Annotated in this window: 11 protein-coding genes; 3 read left to right on the top strand and 8 right to left on the bottom strand. The window is 51.1% G+C overall.

The window, feature by feature from the left end; all coding sequences use genetic code 11:
* Positions 1-42 precede the first annotated feature (42 nt).
* The 6 genes from EL645_RS07690 to EL645_RS07665 all read right to left on the bottom strand — a co-directional run bounded on the left by EL645_RS07690 (position 43) and on the right by EL645_RS07665 (position 11,256).
* Complete coding sequence (locus EL645_RS07690) at positions 43-1,632, bottom strand: hypothetical protein (RefSeq protein WP_126549478.1); 1,590 nt, start codon at positions 1,630-1,632, stop codon at positions 43-45.
* 390 nt (positions 1,633-2,022) lie between these two features.
* Positions 2,023-4,041, bottom strand: coding sequence for a serine/threonine-protein kinase (locus tag EL645_RS07685; protein WP_126549477.1), 2,019 nt, complete (start codon positions 4,039-4,041; stop codon positions 2,023-2,025).
* A gap of 111 nt (positions 4,042-4,152) precedes the next feature.
* A complete protein-coding gene (locus EL645_RS07680; protein ID WP_126549476.1) occupies positions 4,153-5,433 on the bottom strand; it encodes a 3-keto-alpha-glucoside-1,2-lyase-like domain-containing protein in 1,281 nt (426 codons plus the stop codon).
* An 11-nt stretch (positions 5,434-5,444) separates the two neighbouring features.
* Positions 5,445-6,545, bottom strand: coding sequence for a serine/threonine-protein kinase (locus tag EL645_RS07675; protein WP_126549475.1), 1,101 nt, complete (start codon positions 6,543-6,545; stop codon positions 5,445-5,447).
* 390 nt (positions 6,546-6,935) lie between these two features.
* Positions 6,936-9,626: a DEAD/DEAH box helicase gene (locus EL645_RS07670; RefSeq protein WP_126549474.1), complete on the bottom strand. Its 2,691-nt coding sequence runs from the start codon at positions 9,624-9,626 to the stop codon at positions 6,936-6,938.
* A 415-nt stretch (positions 9,627-10,041) separates the two neighbouring features.
* Positions 10,042-11,256 carry an ISAs1 family transposase gene (locus EL645_RS07665; RefSeq protein ID WP_246035309.1) on the bottom strand — a complete coding sequence of 405 codons (1,215 nt, stop codon included), beginning with the start codon at positions 11,254-11,256 and terminating at the stop codon, positions 10,042-10,044.
* 426 nt (positions 11,257-11,682) lie between these two features.
* Between EL645_RS07665 and EL645_RS07660 the strand changes: the two genes are divergently transcribed.
* The 3 genes from EL645_RS07660 to EL645_RS07650 all read left to right on the top strand — a co-directional run bounded on the left by EL645_RS07660 (position 11,683) and on the right by EL645_RS07650 (position 14,869).
* Positions 11,683-13,053 carry a glycine--tRNA ligase gene (locus EL645_RS07660; RefSeq protein WP_126549473.1) on the top strand — a complete coding sequence of 457 codons (1,371 nt, stop codon included), beginning with the start codon at positions 11,683-11,685 and terminating at the stop codon, positions 13,051-13,053.
* 788 nt (positions 13,054-13,841) lie between these two features.
* Positions 13,842-14,159 carry an endonuclease/exonuclease/phosphatase family protein gene (locus tag EL645_RS07655; RefSeq protein WP_126549472.1) on the top strand — a complete coding sequence of 106 codons (318 nt, stop codon included), beginning with the start codon at positions 13,842-13,844 and terminating at the stop codon, positions 14,157-14,159.
* Between the two features lie 32 nt (positions 14,160-14,191).
* Complete coding sequence (locus EL645_RS07650; protein ID WP_161977726.1) at positions 14,192-14,869, top strand: endonuclease/exonuclease/phosphatase family protein; 678 nt, start codon at positions 14,192-14,194, stop codon at positions 14,867-14,869.
* Between the two features lie 80 nt (positions 14,870-14,949).
* Here the strand turns inward: EL645_RS07650 and EL645_RS07645 are convergent, their stop codons facing one another.
* Both EL645_RS07645 and EL645_RS07640 read right to left on the bottom strand, forming a co-directional pair.
* Positions 14,950-15,840 carry a hypothetical protein gene (locus tag EL645_RS07645; protein ID WP_126549470.1) on the bottom strand — a complete coding sequence of 297 codons (891 nt, stop codon included), beginning with the start codon at positions 15,838-15,840 and terminating at the stop codon, positions 14,950-14,952.
* Positions 15,759-17,513, bottom strand: a complete 1,755-nt coding sequence (locus EL645_RS07640; protein WP_281276384.1) for a serine/threonine protein kinase — start codon at positions 17,511-17,513, stop codon at positions 15,759-15,761. Before EL645_RS07640 ends, EL645_RS07645 begins: the two co-directional genes overlap by 82 nt.
* Between the last annotated feature and the right edge of the window lie 264 nt (positions 17,514-17,777).

Raw genomic sequence — 17,777 nt, 5'->3', positions numbered from 1 at the left:
CCCATGTTACTATGATTGGAATAGATAAGATCAATAAAAACTTTAAATCTTGGTCAACAAGAGATTGGTAAATGCTACTTCTGAGCCACCATCTAACCCATTGACTCCCAGGCCGATTGACCCGGGACCAAAGGCGTTATTCTGGGCTGTGCCCATCTGCTTTCCATTCACTGAGAATGTGAAATGAGATCCATCCACATGTACCTTCAGATTATTTTTGCCTTTTGTGCCATGAAACTCTTTGCCCGCTGAAGCTTTCCAGATCGGATCAGACCATTGCCCCGTCGCTTTTCTACCGTCGAGGAGACAGAATTCATACCTTACACCATCCTTATTGTTAACAATGCGGAAGGCATATAGTAATGCTTTGCCATTAATTTCGTGGTAACTAAAGACCAATCCGAAGAAGTTAAAATCAGTGTTATTATCGGCGCCTTTGACTTGCTGCATATCCACGCTATAGGTATATTTTGCCGGTGGTATTTCACTGATCAGAACGGAAGAAGCAAAATATGTGTTATCCCCAACTTTAGTAGAGCTGATATGATAGGCGTTATTTTTAAATTGGCGATCCATACCTAGCTTTAATTGATCAGGCCTTCTTAGCAACCAGTTATAGCTGTTCGAACTGAGTGGATCACTGATGAGCACTGAGTCATTAAAGGTAGCGGTGGCCTGCACATTTGCGGTGGCGGTGGCATTTAAATTGGCCTGTACTTGTGCGTGTTTGTTATTGCCTGTATTGGTTTGACTGGCCGTAGTGCCGCCTGAGCGGGTGAGCAGGTAGATGCCAGAGCTAAAGAGGACGAGCACAATTAAGGCTGCCAGCACCACAAGTTTACTGTTTTTCTTGATTTTATCCTGGAAAGAAAGATTTTGTGGTGGTGTGGGTGGCGGCAGTGCGCCAGTATTGCCCTGGCCCTGGGCTAAGACAGGCAGAATACCTGTTTTGTATTCTCCTGGTTTGCCCGCGACCGGGATACGTACGACTTTGACGGCCTGGTTCAGTTTAAGCATACCAGTATCGCCGCTATATTCGCCCGCTGGATGCATCAGCGCTCCAGTATTGCCTAATGCGCCGGTTGGGCTGGGTAGCATGCCGGTATTGCCCAGGTTTCTGGTGGCGTTGGGATGTATGCCGCTGCTGCCGAGTGCACCGGTGGGATTATTAAACATGCTGCTGTTGCCTGCATTACCGGCCGGGCTGGGATATATACCGCTGTTGCCCAGGTTCCTGGTGGCATTAGGATGCATGCCACTGGGCGAACCATTGACGGGTGCGTTTGGCCCTGTCTGGATGTCGTAGTTTTGTGTCCCTGCATTACCCAACTGCTGGGAATTCTTCTTAGGGAACATCGGGTTATTGAACATCGAAGCGCCTGGGCCCAACTGGCCAGTAGGTGTGCGCCGTGTTGACTGTGTCGCAGGATTAGCTGGCTGTTGAACCGGTGATGATTGGAACCCTTGTGTGGCTGCCTCATTCCATGGCTGCTGGGCAGACTGAAATGCCTGCGTCGCCAACTCATTCCAGGAAGGTGGATTTGGCTGTGGTGGTACCCCGGCCCCTGCATTGCCCGGGATTGTTGCGACGGCTGTGGTGGCAGGAAAGATTGCGGCCCGGTCGATGCCCATGGCTGTTGAGCCGGAGCAAAGGATTGCGGCCCATTATTTCCTGCGTTTTCCTCAGGTCGTGGCGTATTTGAAGGTCCCATTTGCTGCTGGGGCACACCACGCAGATTCGTCTTGTGTCCCAGACGGGCAGCCGTCTTTGAATTTTCTGTCTCTCGTTCTCCCGCCTTTGGAAAGAACGGCGAATTAAAAGGTCCTTGTTGATTATTCATAATCTCTCACCGGTAGTAATGGCATATGCGTAACAGTAAATAAAGAATGTTGCCTTTACATCAACCACTTAATGGGTGGTGATTGGGACATTGTTTATGGTTGTCCTGTCTGGTTCATCCATTCACCTGGCATATCGTTTCACCTTAATATTTCTAGTGCCTGCGCTCAGACAAAATAATTTTACTGGTTGGCCGGTAGCAGATTAGTAAATGCTACCCCCGCTGCTTCAACGCTCGCAACCTGCTGACTCTCGCCGTTGGGCAATGCGCTATATGCTATCACAGCTGTAGATTTCGGACTATGCCGGGTTTTGACTATCGCGGTGGTTGAGAAGCGTACACTGTTTGGTGTTCCATAACTGCCTGTTGCAGGTGTGCTAGGAACTACGCGGATCAGGTTGTAAATAATTGAGCAAAGCACTATCAAAATGACGATAATGACCAGTGCCGCCGTCTTCTTATATGTTTTAATCAGTTCCAACAACGAAAACGGTTGAGCGAGCGCTGGTAATTCGCCAGTAGATTTTTGTTTGGTTGCCGCTGGTGAACTGGATCTGAGCAAGCTAGCCTCACCCATTTCCTTGTCTATTGCTTGTGCCAGCGTTTCAGTTGTTGTCGTACCTGTCTGCATGCCCGTCACTGGATTGATTTGCCGTGTGATGGGCCCCAGATTTTTGCTGACCGTCTCGCTCTGTTTCTGTGTATGGAGTGGCCGCCCCGACAATAGATGTCTTGGCATAGTTGGTGCCGTATCTGAAATCTCTCCAGTTGCAGAGCTCCCTTTGTGCAAACCACGCAGATTAGTCTTATGTCCCAGTCGTAGACGGGGTGGCATGAACATCTTTTTGTTACCGGCCTCGGCATCTGGTACTGCAACTTTATCCAACTGAAGTGGTTCCGCGACTGGTGGCAATGGTGTCTGCTGGTTCGCGGGCTGTGGCACTGCCTGCCTGACTCCCTCTCCAATTGTCGGAGGCAATGGAGTTAGACCAATGGTGGACAGGCTACTATTGGGTGTTTCTGGCACCCCTCCAGTTTTGAGATGTGAGCTATGGCCAGGCAATGCCGAGGGTTGAGCACTGGATGGTTTCATTGCTGCAATATTAGCCTCGGTAAGGATGCCCGAAAATGATGGCAGGGTCATACTGGTCTGAGCCACAATATCATTGCGGGCGGCTAGCACCTGAGCTGCCCTGGCTGCGGTTTCACGCGCCACTGCTTGTGGGGCGGCCTCTGGCTGCTCCTGATTATGAGCGGATGCAGGCATTGGACTTTGCCAGACTGGATCAAAGAGTCCACGGCGGCGATTGCCCGCGTCAGCTGAACCATCAACCTGCACACCAGCAGCTTCCAGGGCCAGCCTGAAGGCGCTGGCAAGATCACGGGCCCGGAGATAGCGATCTGTGGGGCGTTTAGCCAGGGAGCGCAAAATAACCTGTTCGGCGGCAGGAGGCAAATCTGGGCGATATGTCCTGGGCAGGGGTGGTGGCGTATGTAAATGCTGTAGCGCCACCTTCATTGGCGTCTCTCCTTGAAAGGGAGGGGTACCTGCGACCATATGATACAGTAATACACCCAGCGAATAGATGTCCGCGCGCGCATCCACCTTGCCGCCAACAACCTGTTCCGGGGCCATATAGTCTGGCGTCCCCATTGGCATGCCTACTTCGGAGAGCGGATTCTGATTTTTCTGCCCATCTGTAATGATTTTGACCAGGCCGAAATCGGTAAGTAGGAGACGTTTTTCTGGGGTCATCAGTATATTGGCTGGTTTAATATCGCGATGCACAACTTTGCGCTCATGGGCAAAATCGAGGGCCGCCGCCATCTGTTCCAGGTAGCTCACCACACGTGTCAGCGGCAATTTACCTTCTGTGTCCAGTTCATCGCGTAAAGTGCCACCGCTAACATAAGGCATGACGAGATACGCCAACCCATCTAATTCTCCATATTCGTGGACCGGCGTAATATTCGGATGTTCCAGCGAAGCGGCCGCGTCGGTTTCGCGCCGAAAGCGCTCCAGGAAAGCTTTATGTTGCTGCGGTTGGAAAGTCGTAATGGGTAGAAGAACTTTGACCGCAACCTGACGGCGCGGACGAGACTGCTGAGCCAGATAAACTGCACCCATACCACCCCGTCCAATCACCTTTTGTAGCGTACAGGTGCCGAGCACCTTGCCACATAACTCTTCTGCGTTCATGAAACTTTACCCCTTTGCCGACAAATGCTGGCTATTTGGTATGAAATCAAACCATCGTCCCAGATGTCGTCCCCCTTTTGTGGTCATAAAGACAGTTGTAACAGATGGTGTTTAATTACGTGTAAGCAAGAGATTTTTAAAGGCCACTTCAGTGCCATCTTTATTAACGATCATCCCCACAGTCCCGGCCTGATAGGTCCCATCCTGGAAGACTTTTGCTAATTTTTTGCCATTAACGGTCACGGTAAATTTATTGCCGTCCATTGCAATGCTGATGGTATTGGCCTGCTTGCCCTGGTGGAATTCATTTCCAGTTGGTAAGGTACCGTTTTTTACTTGCGTCCAGGGATTTGGCTGGCTATCATCATAGCGCCAGAACTGGTATTCCTTCCCTTTTACATTTACCACTTCAAAGCTATAAAAGGTTGTATTGATCTTACCGTTCTTCTGTTGCCGGTTGAAGCGCATAATCATACCAAAGGTATTGTTTGGATCATTATCATCGCCTTTGATTTCCTGCATGGTTAAGCTATACGTTAGCGGACCAGTGAAGGATTTGCCGGGCAAGATTACCCCACTGCCTGTAGTCCCCTGGGCTGCAACATGATATGCGCCATTTTTAAAGGCATACAGGTTGGTGGGTGTGGTGCGCCAGCCATTGATATTTTTGTCCAGTGCATCGGAGACCAGTATATTGGCGCTGGCTGTGGCCGTGGCCTGGAGAGCCGGATTATTGGCTGCCGCATTGCCTGCTGCGGTTGTCGTTGACTGCTGGCTCTGCTGTTTATTCAGATTCTGAGAGATCCATTGTGTTCCCAGTAGCGCCAGAATTACAACGACAATAGCCACTGCAATACTATTTCTCATCCATGGCTTCAGACCCTTTTTAGCAACCGGTGGCACGCCTGCATCATCTGACTGCCTTTCAAAGGGCAGGATGCCAGTGATATAGCGACCGGGTTGACCGGCGACCGGGACCTTAACAACTTTAACCGGGTCATTTAGCTTGAGTGTGCCGGTAGAGCTGCTTTGCTCTGGTGAGGTCAGCGCACCTGTTGGTGTTTTAGGAAAGGCCACATTCTGAGATAAGTTGTTAGGTGTCTGTGGTGGCTCTTTACTCCAGGCTGGATGTAGCCCGCTGCCAGGTGCGGCGGCCTGATTTTTGTTGACCACAGGCATGATACCTGTTCCGACCAGTGGGAATTGTCCTGTTTTTGAGAGTAGACCACTGCTACCGTTTTTTGGCAGCGGGCTCGGGGCTGCTGTCCCGGGCATCATCCCTGAACCGGTCAATGGAAAATTGCCAGTCTTTGAGAGTAGTCCACCGGTGGGTTGGTTTGTATTGGCCGCGCCGGCAGGCGTAGTTGTATTCATCTTTACCGAAGACATCATCCCCGTTCGGCTCAGGAGTCCACTGCTCTGCCGGGAATAGTATTTTCTGCGACTGGCTGATTTGGTGCCGGGTTGATCCCAGTGCGATTGAGTAAGTTGCCAGTTGGATTCCTTTGTACATCCGCTTTTGTCACTTTAGGCATCGAAGCCGTCTGGCGCATCGGATCAAATTGCCCTTTAGGGATCGCCATACGAGAAGCGGTAGAGCCACTTAACAATCCTGCCCAGGTCTGCTCTGGATCGAGCTGGAAGCCTGCGTTGAGCACTGCTGAACGAAATGCTCTGGCCATATCCTGGGCGCGCATATAGCGATCACCGGGGCGCTTAGCCATGGCGCGGAGCACTACCTGTTCGGCTGCGATCGGAAGATCTGGTCGTAACATTTGTGGTGATGGTGGAGGTATTTGCAAATGTTGGGCGGCGATCTGCATCGGCGTCTCACCCTGGAATGGGGTTGTTCCAGTTAGCATCTGGAAGAGAATAACCCCCAGGGAATAGAGATCTGCGCGCGTATCTACCTCTTCACCAATGACCTGCTCCGGGGCCATATAATCTGGCGTGCCAACGGGTGCTCCCGCGCCGGTCAAACGTACCTGGGGAGTCTGCCCCTCGGCAATAATTTTAACCAGGCCAAAATCGGAGAGCAAGAGACGCCCTTCATTGGTAACCATGATGTTGGCAGGTTTAATATCGCGGTGAATTACCCCATGTTCGTGAGCAAAATCGAGGGCGGCCGCAAGTTGTTCTAAATAATTTACAGCGTGCTGAAGAGATAAAGGTCCTTCGCGCTCCAATTCATCGCGCAGAGTACCTCCAGATACATAGGGCATCACAAGATACGCGAGACCATCTTGTTCTCCGTATTCGTGCACGGGCATAATATTTGGGTGTTCCAGGGAAGCCGCGGCATCGGTCTCGCGCCGAAAGCGCTCCAGGAATGCGGCCAGCTGGTTGGCATTCAATTGTGTTATCGGTAGAAGCACTTTTACCGCAACCTGACGCCGGGGACGGGACTGTTGGGCGAGAAACACGGCTCCCATGCCCCCCTGCCCCACCAGTTTCTGGAGCGTGCATGTGCCCAATGCCCTTCCAATCAATGCTTCTGCGTTCATCAAAACTCTACCCCTCTATTACAACTGGCGCTCACTTTGCCTGCCAGTACTAAGCGTATTCTCTTCACCCCGTCTTCCCGACATACTTGTACCTTTGTACATATTAGTCAACTTCCATGCGTCTGACAATAAAATGGCAGGGCAAGCATGACCAAAGTAATGTTTATTACTGCGTCAATTTGTGCTTTCGTGCTACTTATTAGTATTGGATTAAACGCAGAATTGTTGGTTTAGCTGGGGATGTATGACCTGTATATTGTTTCAGTGGATTTCAATCCGTTGCAGAATTTGCGAGAAGTCGGGTGCCGAGTGCCTGAGTGAGTATGTAATCTATCCCTTCATTCTTCATAACAACAATGAAGGGATAGGCTTGAATTTCAAGGGCAACAATTAGATATCGCCGACAAATGTTTCTGTGTCCGAGAGCCCCTGGGGATCCCGATCCTCTTCGGCATCCAACGGGACCTCCTCCGTACCAATCTGTGTTGCCATAGAGGGGACGGTCCGGCTTTGGGCGATAATGCCGTGGAGCAGTGACGCGGAGGCCTGGGCCAGCATAGGGCGCAGACGTTCAAGATGTTCGCGCTGCCGCTGGAGCTGCTCATTGCGTTTCTTCTCGTAATCAGGTGTATTGCGTGTGCCATAAATGCCTTCGACCATGACTGGCGAGATTTGTTCCCAGATGTCGCGGCTGTCCAATACCTGTCCCACGGCCGACTGCAATTGCTGAATAAGATCGATTGTCTGGTTGAGTAACATCATAATATCACCCTCGGCCAGCTCAATACGCCTCATCAAGCCACTGAGCGTTGTTTTGCGGGCCCAGGCGAGGGCCAGGCCATGAAATTCAGGGATCACCCCTGGTGTAAAGCTAACCCCGGCGCGCTCCTCAACTCCCCGGACGTGCTGGATGATATGCCAGAGCTCACGGCGAATCTGGGCCAGGCGATTATGCATGACGTCGCGATTATTCAGGCGTCGATCATTATCATAAGTGAACCAGCTACACACTTCCGCCAGCTCTGCGGGAGAAAGTTCATCCAGGTAACCATTGGTTATCAGCTCGACCAGGATGATGCCGGCAGGATGGAAAATGTTACGTAGCAGCCGACCTTTCAGGGTTAGCTGCTCGTCCTGGCCAATGTGGCCCATCGCTCGGAGCGCGAAGATGGTCCCATCCAGTTCGGCGGCTCCGGCGCGACTGAGTGGAAAGGCACCAATTTTCTCGCGTCGTTTCTCCAGTGCGCGCTCTGCTTCTACTGAAGCGGCTCCCTTTTTCTTTTTGCCTGACTTGCTGGCTTTCTGATAACGTTTCTCCAGGCGCTGCAGCTCATTAATTTCCCACAGCAGATAGCGCTGGAACTCGCGCAGGCTAGAAGCGCAAATGCGGCGCAGGTGCTGTAGATCGTTGGGCCGCCAGAGATTAAGTACCGAATTGTAGCGGATCACAAAAGAACTGGTCACAGGCAATAGGTCGCCGGTAATCTTCTGGAATGATGGCTCGAAAGGTTCCCAGGGTGAATAAGGGATAATTGCTGCGCCGCGTACATCCATACCACGGCGACCGGCGCGCCCCGTCAACTGGCGATACTCATTAGGGGTGAGCAGGCGCATCTCCTGACCATCAAATTTGCTCAGGCTACCCACAATGACTGAGCGCGCAGGCATATTGATGCCCAGGGCCAGCGTATCGGTGGCAAAGACAGCCCGCAGGTGTCCCCGGTAAAACAGCGTCTCCACCAGCACTTTGAGTCCTGGCAACAGGCCCGCATGGTGAAAGGCTAAACCACGGGGTAGTAGATTCAGCAAAGAGTGAACCTGCTGTAGATTACGATCCTCTTTGGGGAGGTGCTCCAGCCAGATGCCGACCTCTTCGCGGATCAGCGCTTCCTCTTCAGGTGTGGTAAAGCTATGCATAGCTGAGCTCATTGCAGCTTCTTCAACGACACGTCGGCCTGGTAGGAAGTAGAGGCAAGGCAGCATATCTGCATCCCTCAGGACTGTGAGAATCTCTCCCGGCTCGGGAGCTTTACGTTGTTGAAGCCGGCGCCCCTTTGGCTTTTCCTGGTGGGCGACATCCCCATTTGACTGGGCTTCGCTGCTGGTGCTGGCTTGCGGCTTGCTCTCTTCGGCTTGCTCAGTTGATGCTGTGGCTGTATCTTTGACCGCCGTCCGTGGCCGTGAGCGCAACCGTTCACGTTCTTTGCGCGAGATACGATGGTCCTGGGGGCGCATGGCACGATTGCGGCGACGACGCTCTTCCCATACATCGTCCTCTAAATCGCCATCCTCATTATCCTCGTCATCCTCAAAGGTGAAGACCCGATTACGGCCCAGCATTTGAGCCAGTTTGGCCTCGCCACCAACGCGAGGAAACTGTTCGATACGGTTGCCATCGGCATCCTGTACCAGGTGCAATTTGCCGTCCAGGAAATAGTAGTGTTCCAGTGGCACGGCGCGTTGTTCGTGGGTAACCAGTGAGATAGGACGATGGACACGACTAATCCAGCTGGCCAGATCTTCTGCATTGCTGACAGTGGCTGAGAGGCCAACCAGTTGGACATGGGGGGGCGAACAGATGATAGCCTCTTCCCAGACCGGGCCACGCCCGACATCACTTAGATAATGGAGCTCGTCGAAAACGACGTAACCTACATCTGTCAGGGTTGAAGGGCCACTGTTATAGCCATATTCCCCCCCTTCTTCGAGGAGCATATTGCGGTAAACCTCGGTTGTCATAATGACTATCGAGGCGCGACTACGCTCCACAATATCTCCGGTCACCAGGCCAACCGCGTCCGCACCATACAATTCACGCAGATCGCGATATTTCTGATTGGAAAGGGCCTTTAAAGGGGTAGTATAAATGACGCGCTGCTTTTTTTGTTGTGCACGCCAGATGGCGTACTCTGCTACAAGGGTTTTACCTGTACCAGTGGGTGCCGCAACGAGCACGGATTGTCCGTGCGCGAGTTGGTCAATCGCTTCCAATTGAAACGAGTCAATTGGAAATGTATAACGCGCGGCAAAGGCCTCTATATCGGCCTGAGGGTCGTGCTCGGTCACCACGTATTCTTCCATCTCTTCTTCAATTCATTGCCGATTATTATTCGCACTATTGTAACACCTCTCAGTGGTCTTCACAAGATAGCGGATGTCCATACATGTTAATCGATCTATGCTGGCACGCCTTGCTTCTTATACAACATAGTAGAAGAGCATCGACGATAACAGAGGCATAATGTATCTCTGCATCTATTGATAGTCACCATATACTAGCAATAGTATAGCTCAAAAAGTGTATTGCCGGGGTGACCCTATCTTTTGTCAGGGCTTTTTCATGTTCCTCTTTGGCGCCTGGGGCGCCGGGTGTGGTGGGTGGCCGTGGCCGCCCACCACACACTCCACACCTGAAAGAAGGTCCATCGTATCACTTGCTCGTGATCTCTGGACGAACAGTAAAAAGTCTTGGCCGTTTGGCAGGGCTTCGCAAAAGTCAGAGTAACCAAGCAAGGGCCTCCTCTGGGTGAGATGCAAATCGCCGGATTTGACGAGCCACATTGGAAACCTGATGCATATCCATCAAGGAGAGCACGAGCGAGTTGAGTACGGCAAGCATTTGAGCGACAGGAGGAACGCGAACGCCACATCGGTCTTCTCCCAACGTCACATCACGGCGCCCATGGAGACGATTTTCCACCGCCCAGTGGTCGCGGATGAGGCGGAAAAGCCGCTGGATCGAACACTGTTCTCGGCTCAAGGTCGTCAATCCGTACACGACCTCTACGCTCCTTTTCTCTGCCGTCTTGCGTTCCCGTTGTAATCGAAAGACCTGCCCAACTTCTCCCCATTCTCGATCCAGAAACTCGTTGAGGTCCGGTGAGGTGAGCAGGTGGCGCCGCTCCAGTCGGCCATGACCTTTTTCGACCTGTTCATAGGAGTGCCAGGTGCTTCGATCAGCGTGTGGATCTTCGAAAAAGAGTTCCAGATCCTCTCGAGTCACGGGCGTATTGTCTTTGATGATCAGAATCACCTCTCCTCCTGCCCGTTTTACCATGCGTCCAAACGCATGATAACTTTGAGCAGCATCGACGGTGAAAATGCGCCCTTTGCAGAGCACTTCGGTCAACAGCGGCTTGAGGGCACTGACTTCATTCTGCTTGTCGGCAATTGGACACTGATGCAAGACAATTCCTGTTTGCACTTCATACACATGCAACACATGCCTCTGCGGCTTTTCTCCTCCATAGCTCTGCTGACCGGTTCCCCGCAACACTTTGCCATCAATGGCCACATGAACAGCGCGCTGCTCTGCCAGCATCGCGAGACGACTGGGTTCGTCACCACATCGGCTTTCTGCCTCCTGCCGTAGCAACCAATCTCGAAATCGTTCATTGATCTGCTGGCTCTCCAACCGAGCGAGCGCATATTTGTACGTATTGGCACACGGCATACGCTTCCACTTCACGTTCAACTGCTCGCGCAGCCTCTCTCCTTGGTCTCGCGCCCAATCGCTGGCTCCCAACAGGCTTTTCATCCCAGCCAGTTTGGCCAGGATCAGCACGATGAGCACGTCCGCTAACGCATATTGCTTCCCTCGGGCTGCCCGCTGATCAGGGATCTGCGCACAGATGTCGTACAACGAACGCAGATGCGATGGGCTTACTTCTTGAATGGTCTTGCTTTCCGTTTTCAGTGTGCTATATTCCATGCAGAGTCTTTCCTCGAATGACCTTGATTTTTTTTTCATTCTACTGGATTGACTCTTCTTTTTCACCTCCCCCGGACTTTTGCGAAGCCCTGGGCCGTTTGGCAGTACCACTTGCAACTTCCAGGGTTCTTCGCTATACTACCCTTAATAAACAATACGATATCGATGCCTTCCAACGATGAGGAAGAGGAGTAATCTGTTCTAGATAGCAGCGAGCCGGCGATTGGTGTGAGGTCGGCAATCTCAGACAGGTGAAGGGCGCTTCTGAGCTGGATACATTGAGAATGAGTGGCTTCACTGTTTTGGTGAAGAAGCAGGGTGGGACCGCGCATGTCGCTGTAAAACGTAGTAGCCCCAGGCCTACGTTAGCGCATTCGTCCCTGGGCTATAGACGCCTGGGGCATTTTTTTGCGGAGGAAACCACTCATGACACAAGTTGAAAATCAGCAACCGGAGGTAAAAGATACTCCTCTGGTCCCCATTGAAAAAGTTGTCTCCCTATCCAAGCGCCGTGGCTTCGTCTATCCTAACTCAGAGATTTATGGTGGCGTGGCCGGTATCTATGATTTTGGTCCCCTTGGCGTCGAGTTGCGCAACAATATTAAGCGCTACTGGTGGTGGTCCATGGTACAGAATCACGATAATGTGGTAGGTATTGAGGGTGCTACCATTACTCATCCTCGCGTCTGGGAAGCCAGCGGTCACGTTGAGAACTTTGTTGATCGCCTGGTCGACTGTAAGAAATGTAAGCGTCGTTTCCGCACTGACCATCTGGAGCCAGAGAACCTGGAGCAGCATAAATGTCCTGTCTGCGGTGGTGAGTTGACCTCAGAGCCTCGCGTCTTTAACCTGCTGATGGAGACCTACCTGGGTGTGGTTGAAGGCGATCGTATGAAGACCTACCTGCGTGGTGAGGCCTGCCAGAACATTTATCTGGACTATGATAATGTGGTGAAGTCATCACGTGTCCAGGTGCCATTTGGTATCTGCCAGATTGGTAAGGCTTATCGTAACGAGGTCACTCCTGGTAACTTCTTGTTCCGCCAGCGTGAATTCGAGCAGTGGGACCTCCAGTTCTTTGTACACCCCAGTGAGATGGATAAGTGGTATGAATACTGGAAGAATTTCCGCTTTGAGTGGTACAAGGGCATTGTGAACCACAAGGATCGCCTGCGCTTCCGTGAGCATGGTAGCGATGAGCTGGCCCACTATGCCAAAAAAGCCTTTGATGTGGAATATCAGACCGTGCTTGGTTGGCAGGAATGGGAAGGGGTACACTGGCGTCAAGATTGGGATCTCTCGCGCCACTCTGAGTATAGCGGTCAGGATCTGCGCTATACCGATCCTCTGACCAAAGAGCGCTATACACCCTGGATCGTCGAGACCTCGGGTGGTGTTGACCGCACCTTCTTGAATCTGTTGCTGGATGCCTACGAGGAAGAGCCTGATCCCAATGGTAAAGAGCCTCGTACCGTGCTGCATCTGCATCCATGGCTGGCTCCTGTTAAAGTTGCTGTGCTACCCTTGCAGAAGAACAAAGAAGAGCTGGTTTCTACCGCTCAGTCTATTCACCAGAACCTGCGCCGCTATATGGTGTCACAATATGATGATGTGGCTAATATCGGTCGCCGTTATCGCCGTCAGGACGAGATTGGTACACCTTTCTGTGTTACGGTTGACTTCCAGACCCTGGATGATCAGACGGTTACTGTGCGTGAGCGTGACGGCATGACCCAGATTCGCCTGCCCATCAGTGAGCTAACCATGTATCTCCTGGAACGCGTAACCTGGAAGTAGCTGCTCATACGACTGTTTCTAAATAGCATAGGCTACTACAAGGCCTGATGGAAATGTTTATTATACTTATAGAGCATCTCCATCGGGCCTTCCCCTTTTTATTGCTTCCCATCCCTTTCATCCTCGCTACTGTTTAAGAATGTGCCTTACTCCCATCATTATGGGAAGCGTGCCTTCTTTGTGCGGACGTACGCTGACGCGCCCGAGGTGTTTTTATAGTCTGGGTGTAGAAAATGCACTATGTGCATTTTCTACACCCAGACTATAAAAACATGTTGAGCACCACAGGTGTGAAAGCATATAGACAGAGCGTGCGAAGGACATGGGAGTAAGACACATATAAGAATTTGTCTGATCCTTATGATCGCTGTGTGCTTCACGTCTGAGTTTGTGTCCCAAAGGCGCTCAAGAATTCATTTTATGTGGTGCAAAAAGGGCGCTCGGCGCCCTTTTTGCACCACATAAAAAAATGGGCGGGCGCGCCTGCGCCCGCCCGCAAGGAAAAGAGGCGCTTCCTGGAGCAATGAGGATAAAACACACTATAAGTTAGTACTTCTGGAAAAGAAATACCTTCATCTTTCCTGATTTTTTTGTATCTCTGCTATAGTGAATCTGAGATATCTGAAAAAAATGGACCAGAAAATAGCTGTGACAATGGTTTTGTTTGTTCGATGTTGTATGCTGATCAGTATGAGAAATTACGACTACTATTCATTGAAATAGGCAGAGCTTGCTTCCGCGGATGTTATTGCTGAAGCTGGCTATTTTCAATAAAAGGATCGAAATCCATGACGCGCATCGTTTCTTATAATATTCTTGCCGGGGGCTATAGTTTACGGGAAAATGGAGCCAAAAGAACCGAGCAGTTGCTGAAGATTATCCGTGCAGGCCGACCGGATATAGTGGGATTGCCAGAGGCGATTAATCCGCATAAGTTTGCAGGCCCGACGGTGGTTGAAGAGATGGCCGAGGCATTGGGGATGCAGCTTATCAAAGGTGGCGAGACAGGCAGTAGCAGGGATTATCAAACGGCTTTAATGACGAGTTTGCCGGTTATCTCTGTGAAAAATCATGCCCGTCCCGGTGTGCTGGCGCGCCCTTATTAGAGGTATGCGTTGAGGAGAGCACGGGTCAGCAACTGACTGTTTTTGTCATTCATCTCTCGGCGGCCTTTAATCGGGGTTGGGCTGGCAACCATATCCGCATACGCGAAGTACGCGAGATTTTAAATATCCTGGCTCCTTTTCGGGCCGAAGGTAAACCACACATACTAATGGGTGATTTTAATTCGCTGTCTCCCAAAGATGCTTTTACGGCCAGTGCCTTGCTCAAATATGTCATGCGCCTGGATACGCGGCGTAAAAATTTGACCCTCAATGATGGCCATCCACATTTAAATTCTGTCGTGCCTCCTAAACTGCGCTTCCTCAATCCAGTCCTGCGTACGGTCGCGCGTAGCGAGCTGTTGTGTAATCTGTTTGACCTGGCAGCTTATTTTTATGCCCCCCGTGGCTGTATTCGGTTGCTATCAGAGTATTATACAGATTGCTTCCGCCACTTACATCCGCACGAACAGGGATTTACCTGTCCCGCGGCAGCACCCGCGGGCCGAATCGACTATATCTTTGCTGATCCAACCCTGGTGGAGCGCCTGGAGATGTGTCATGTGCTGGTTACAGGTGAGGACGATTTCCTGGGTGAGCATGCCAGTGATCACCTGGCTGTCACCGCAGAGTTTGGGCTGGGTGTGGTGCCAGAAGTACCAGCTACCCCGACAGATAATGCTATCTCAGATAGTGCTGTCTCACGTCCATAAGTGTATTGCAAGTCAAGAGGGGCAGCGATCACCAGCGGTCGCTGCCCCTCTTGACTTTTTGTGCTCGGCCCTGAGGGCTATTACTTCACTGCCTGTAGATCTAACGCGGCCATATATTGAACCTCAACATAGGTCTGAAGGGCTCCAGCTGAACCAGGCGTTGGCTTGGGAGCTGTGTCCGGTGGTATCGTACGCCCTGTGTAGGCATAGGCTGCCAACTGTTTTAACTGCAGTGCCGCGCTGAGATTATTATTACTTGCCAGATTGTTGGTTTTTAAAAGCTGCACATCATTTTGACGCATTTGTTGCAACCAGCCACGCAGATCTTGCAGGCCGTTTTTGGCATTCTGGATGCGTTGCAGCAGGTTGGCATTATTGCCCGCAGCCGTCTTCAGATTATCCAGATGTTTATCCAGAATATCCAGATAACCTTGTTGATTGGGTGATGAAAGCAGGCCGATCGGCGAATTGAGTTGTGGGGGTAGTGCGGCGGGCAGATCTCCACTTTCACGGGCATACTGAGTACCATCAATTATCTCTATGAGACGAGTGCTTTGCCGTCTGGCCAGATTATAATCCTTGGTTTGCTGAATAGAATCAACTACACTGGTCGCTTTATCGTTCATGGATTTGATCGCGTCAAACATATTGACGACAACTGACGACTTCTGTGGCAGATCGGGTGTAGCATAAAGAATATTCTTGATCTCGGCCAGCGTTGTCACAGCAAAATTAGCCTGATAAGCAATGTTATTGCTCGGAGCCTTTGGGGTTGAGCCAGCCGTTTCAAGCGTGATCTGAATGCCCTGCGTATAAGCGATCAGGTTAGAATGGTTGTTATCTCCCGGATAGGTGAAATCTATGTTCTTATTATGGATTGGTAGCTCACCTAACGGAATGAAGGCCTGCTTATCGGTTTGCAACCAGGCATAATAGCTTTTACCTTGTGCGGGATTAGCAATATTTTGCATCGTAATGCGCAATTGATCATTATGCCCCAGGGCATCATCCTGAAAAATATCGTGCCAGGACCCTGGCTGACTACAGGAGGCAGGGGTGGCTGAGTGGTCCTGCTTACGGCTGGTTGCCCGGCATTACTATGGTTGATAAGGGTAGTAATACCGATAGTTGCAACGATAATTGCAATCAGTAACACCAGCGCGATGGCTGCATATTTATTTTTATATATTGGCGTTGTTGGCCGGAAAGTCAATGGCTGCGCGCTCGTATTGAGTTGCTGAACTGCTGGCTGTGGTTGCTGAGGTGTTTGCATCTCAGGCATGGGTGATTGCTGGTATGGTCTGGTAGGCTCGGGCGAGGGCTGTGATGGATTGAATCTTGGCGCAGATGGAGTTGACGGCAGTGGCGCGAAACCTGCTCCGGCATTACTCCCCTCCATGGATGGCGTATTGGGTGCTGCCTGTCGGTTTAAAAATTGTTTATTACCTGGATTGGACAATGGACCTGATAAGGCAGATGGCCTGGGAGGTGGAAGAGGCGGAAGAATTTCCATTTCCTTTGGCTCGCCAGGGACAAGATGGGTTGGAGAAACAGCGGGCCTCGACGCAGAGATGGGTCCTGTATTCTTACTGATTGAAACCGAGGATAGCGGTCCTGAGTTTGGGAAAACTGCAGAGGCCGAGACATTAGGGTTAGCATTGAGCGAGACCGGTTGGGTTGGGCCAGGCACAGCTTGCTGACGTGTAGAGAGATCCGGCAATGGGCGCATGAATATCGGCGACTCAGGGGTCAGGGGTTGTGATACGCCCAGAATTGATTGGGAATTGTTGGTAGCCGGGTTGTTTGTTTGTTGTGTTTGCATTCTGCGCGTGGCTATCTGCTTGACCTGCGGATGGGTCGGTTGTACAGCGCAGGCCTCGGCAATTGCATATGCCAGCAGCGTTGCCTCTGGAAAACGCGTAGCGGGATCTTTAGCCAGGGCACGCAGTATTACCTGGGCCAGAGCCTGAGGGATATTCGCATTGAGCAAGGTAGGGGGAGCTGGCAACGTATTGATGTGTTGTGAGATAACCGCGTATGTGTTATCACCCCTGAAGGGGACTGTCCCTGTACACAGCTCATACAAAATAACACCCAGAGTATAAATATCGCTGGCTTTATTGGCCGGTTTACTCTGGGCCTGTTCGGGTGACAAATAGTGGGGGGCACTAAGATAACTATCGTTGCCAGCGATCTGGGTGAGTCCAACATCTGTGAGCATTGGCTCACCGGCTGCAAAATTGGCTCGCTGCTGCTTATGCAGCAAGATATTGCTGGGCTTAATATTGCCATGGGTAATACCCTGCTGGTGGATATAATCAACGGCCGTCCCCAGACAAGAAAAAAGATAGACTATGTCTGCGGTCGAAGGGAAGATGCCCCGCTGCGACGTCGCTTTGATATAATCCCTGAGTGTATATCCTTCAATGTAGTCCATCACAATGAAGGTGGTTGTTTCGCGTGCCTCACCTGTACGTGAAACGGCAGTATCATAAACACTGACCAGATTCTCATGGCGCAAAGTCGTCAGGACTTTGCCACCATTGGTTAACCGATTTAAAAAATTTGGATCGGCTTGTAAATCGTTGTGCAATAATTTGATGGCGATATCGCGACGTTGGGCAAAATCATGGGCCTTCCAGATCTCCCTAAATGGCCATTCCCAATTTGTTGCAATAACTCATATTGTCCAATGCGGCGTGGAGATGTGCTCACGGCCTCCTCCTGTTCACCGACAAATCTATCGGCAAAGTCTGTACTATCCCACCAGTACCATAGCAGAGTTAGAGCGGATACTCAATCGTTTAGGATATCTATCCTACATACCGCTTGATACCTTCTGCTAAAGAATAGGACGAGAGAAAGACCTTTGTGGCAAATTGTTATAGTCGGGGGATAGGGGCATGTG

The sequence above is a fragment of the Dictyobacter kobayashii genome (assembly GCF_003967555.1).
Classification (GTDB): Bacteria; Chloroflexota; Ktedonobacteria; order Ktedonobacterales; family Ktedonobacteraceae; genus Dictyobacter; species Dictyobacter kobayashii.
The sequence above is the reverse complement of the archived record's forward strand: the minus strand, read 5'-3'. Positions and strand labels throughout refer to the sequence as shown.

What these genes read in the sequence shown, in the direction of transcription:
- EL645_RS07690 (WP_126549478.1), bottom strand. Translation starts at nt 1,632, where the DNA reads ATGGGCATCGACCGGGCCGCAATCTTTCCTGCCACCACAGCCGTCGCA.
- EL645_RS07685 (WP_126549477.1), bottom strand. Translation starts at nt 4,041, where the DNA reads ATGAACGCAGAAGAGTTATGTGGCAAGGTGCTCGGCACCTGTACGCTA.
- EL645_RS07680 (WP_126549476.1), bottom strand. Translation starts at nt 5,433, where the DNA reads ATGATGTCTTCGGTAAAGATGAATACAACTACGCCTGCCGGCGCGGCC.
- EL645_RS07675 (WP_126549475.1), bottom strand. Translation starts at nt 6,545, where the DNA reads ATGAACGCAGAAGCATTGATTGGAAGGGCATTGGGCACATGCACGCTC.
- EL645_RS07670 (WP_126549474.1), bottom strand. Translation starts at nt 9,626, where the DNA reads ATGGAAGAATACGTGGTGACCGAGCACGACCCTCAGGCCGATATAGAG.
- EL645_RS07665 (WP_246035309.1), bottom strand. Translation starts at nt 11,256, where the DNA reads ATGGAATATAGCACACTGAAAACGGAAAGCAAGACCATTCAAGAAGTA.
- EL645_RS07660 (WP_126549473.1), top strand. Translation starts at nt 11,683, where the DNA reads ATGACACAAGTTGAAAATCAGCAACCGGAGGTAAAAGATACTCCTCTG.
- EL645_RS07655 (WP_126549472.1), top strand. Translation starts at nt 13,842, where the DNA reads ATGACGCGCATCGTTTCTTATAATATTCTTGCCGGGGGCTATAGTTTA.
- EL645_RS07645 (WP_126549470.1), bottom strand. Translation starts at nt 15,840, where the DNA reads ATGCAAAATATTGCTAATCCCGCACAAGGTAAAAGCTATTATGCCTGG.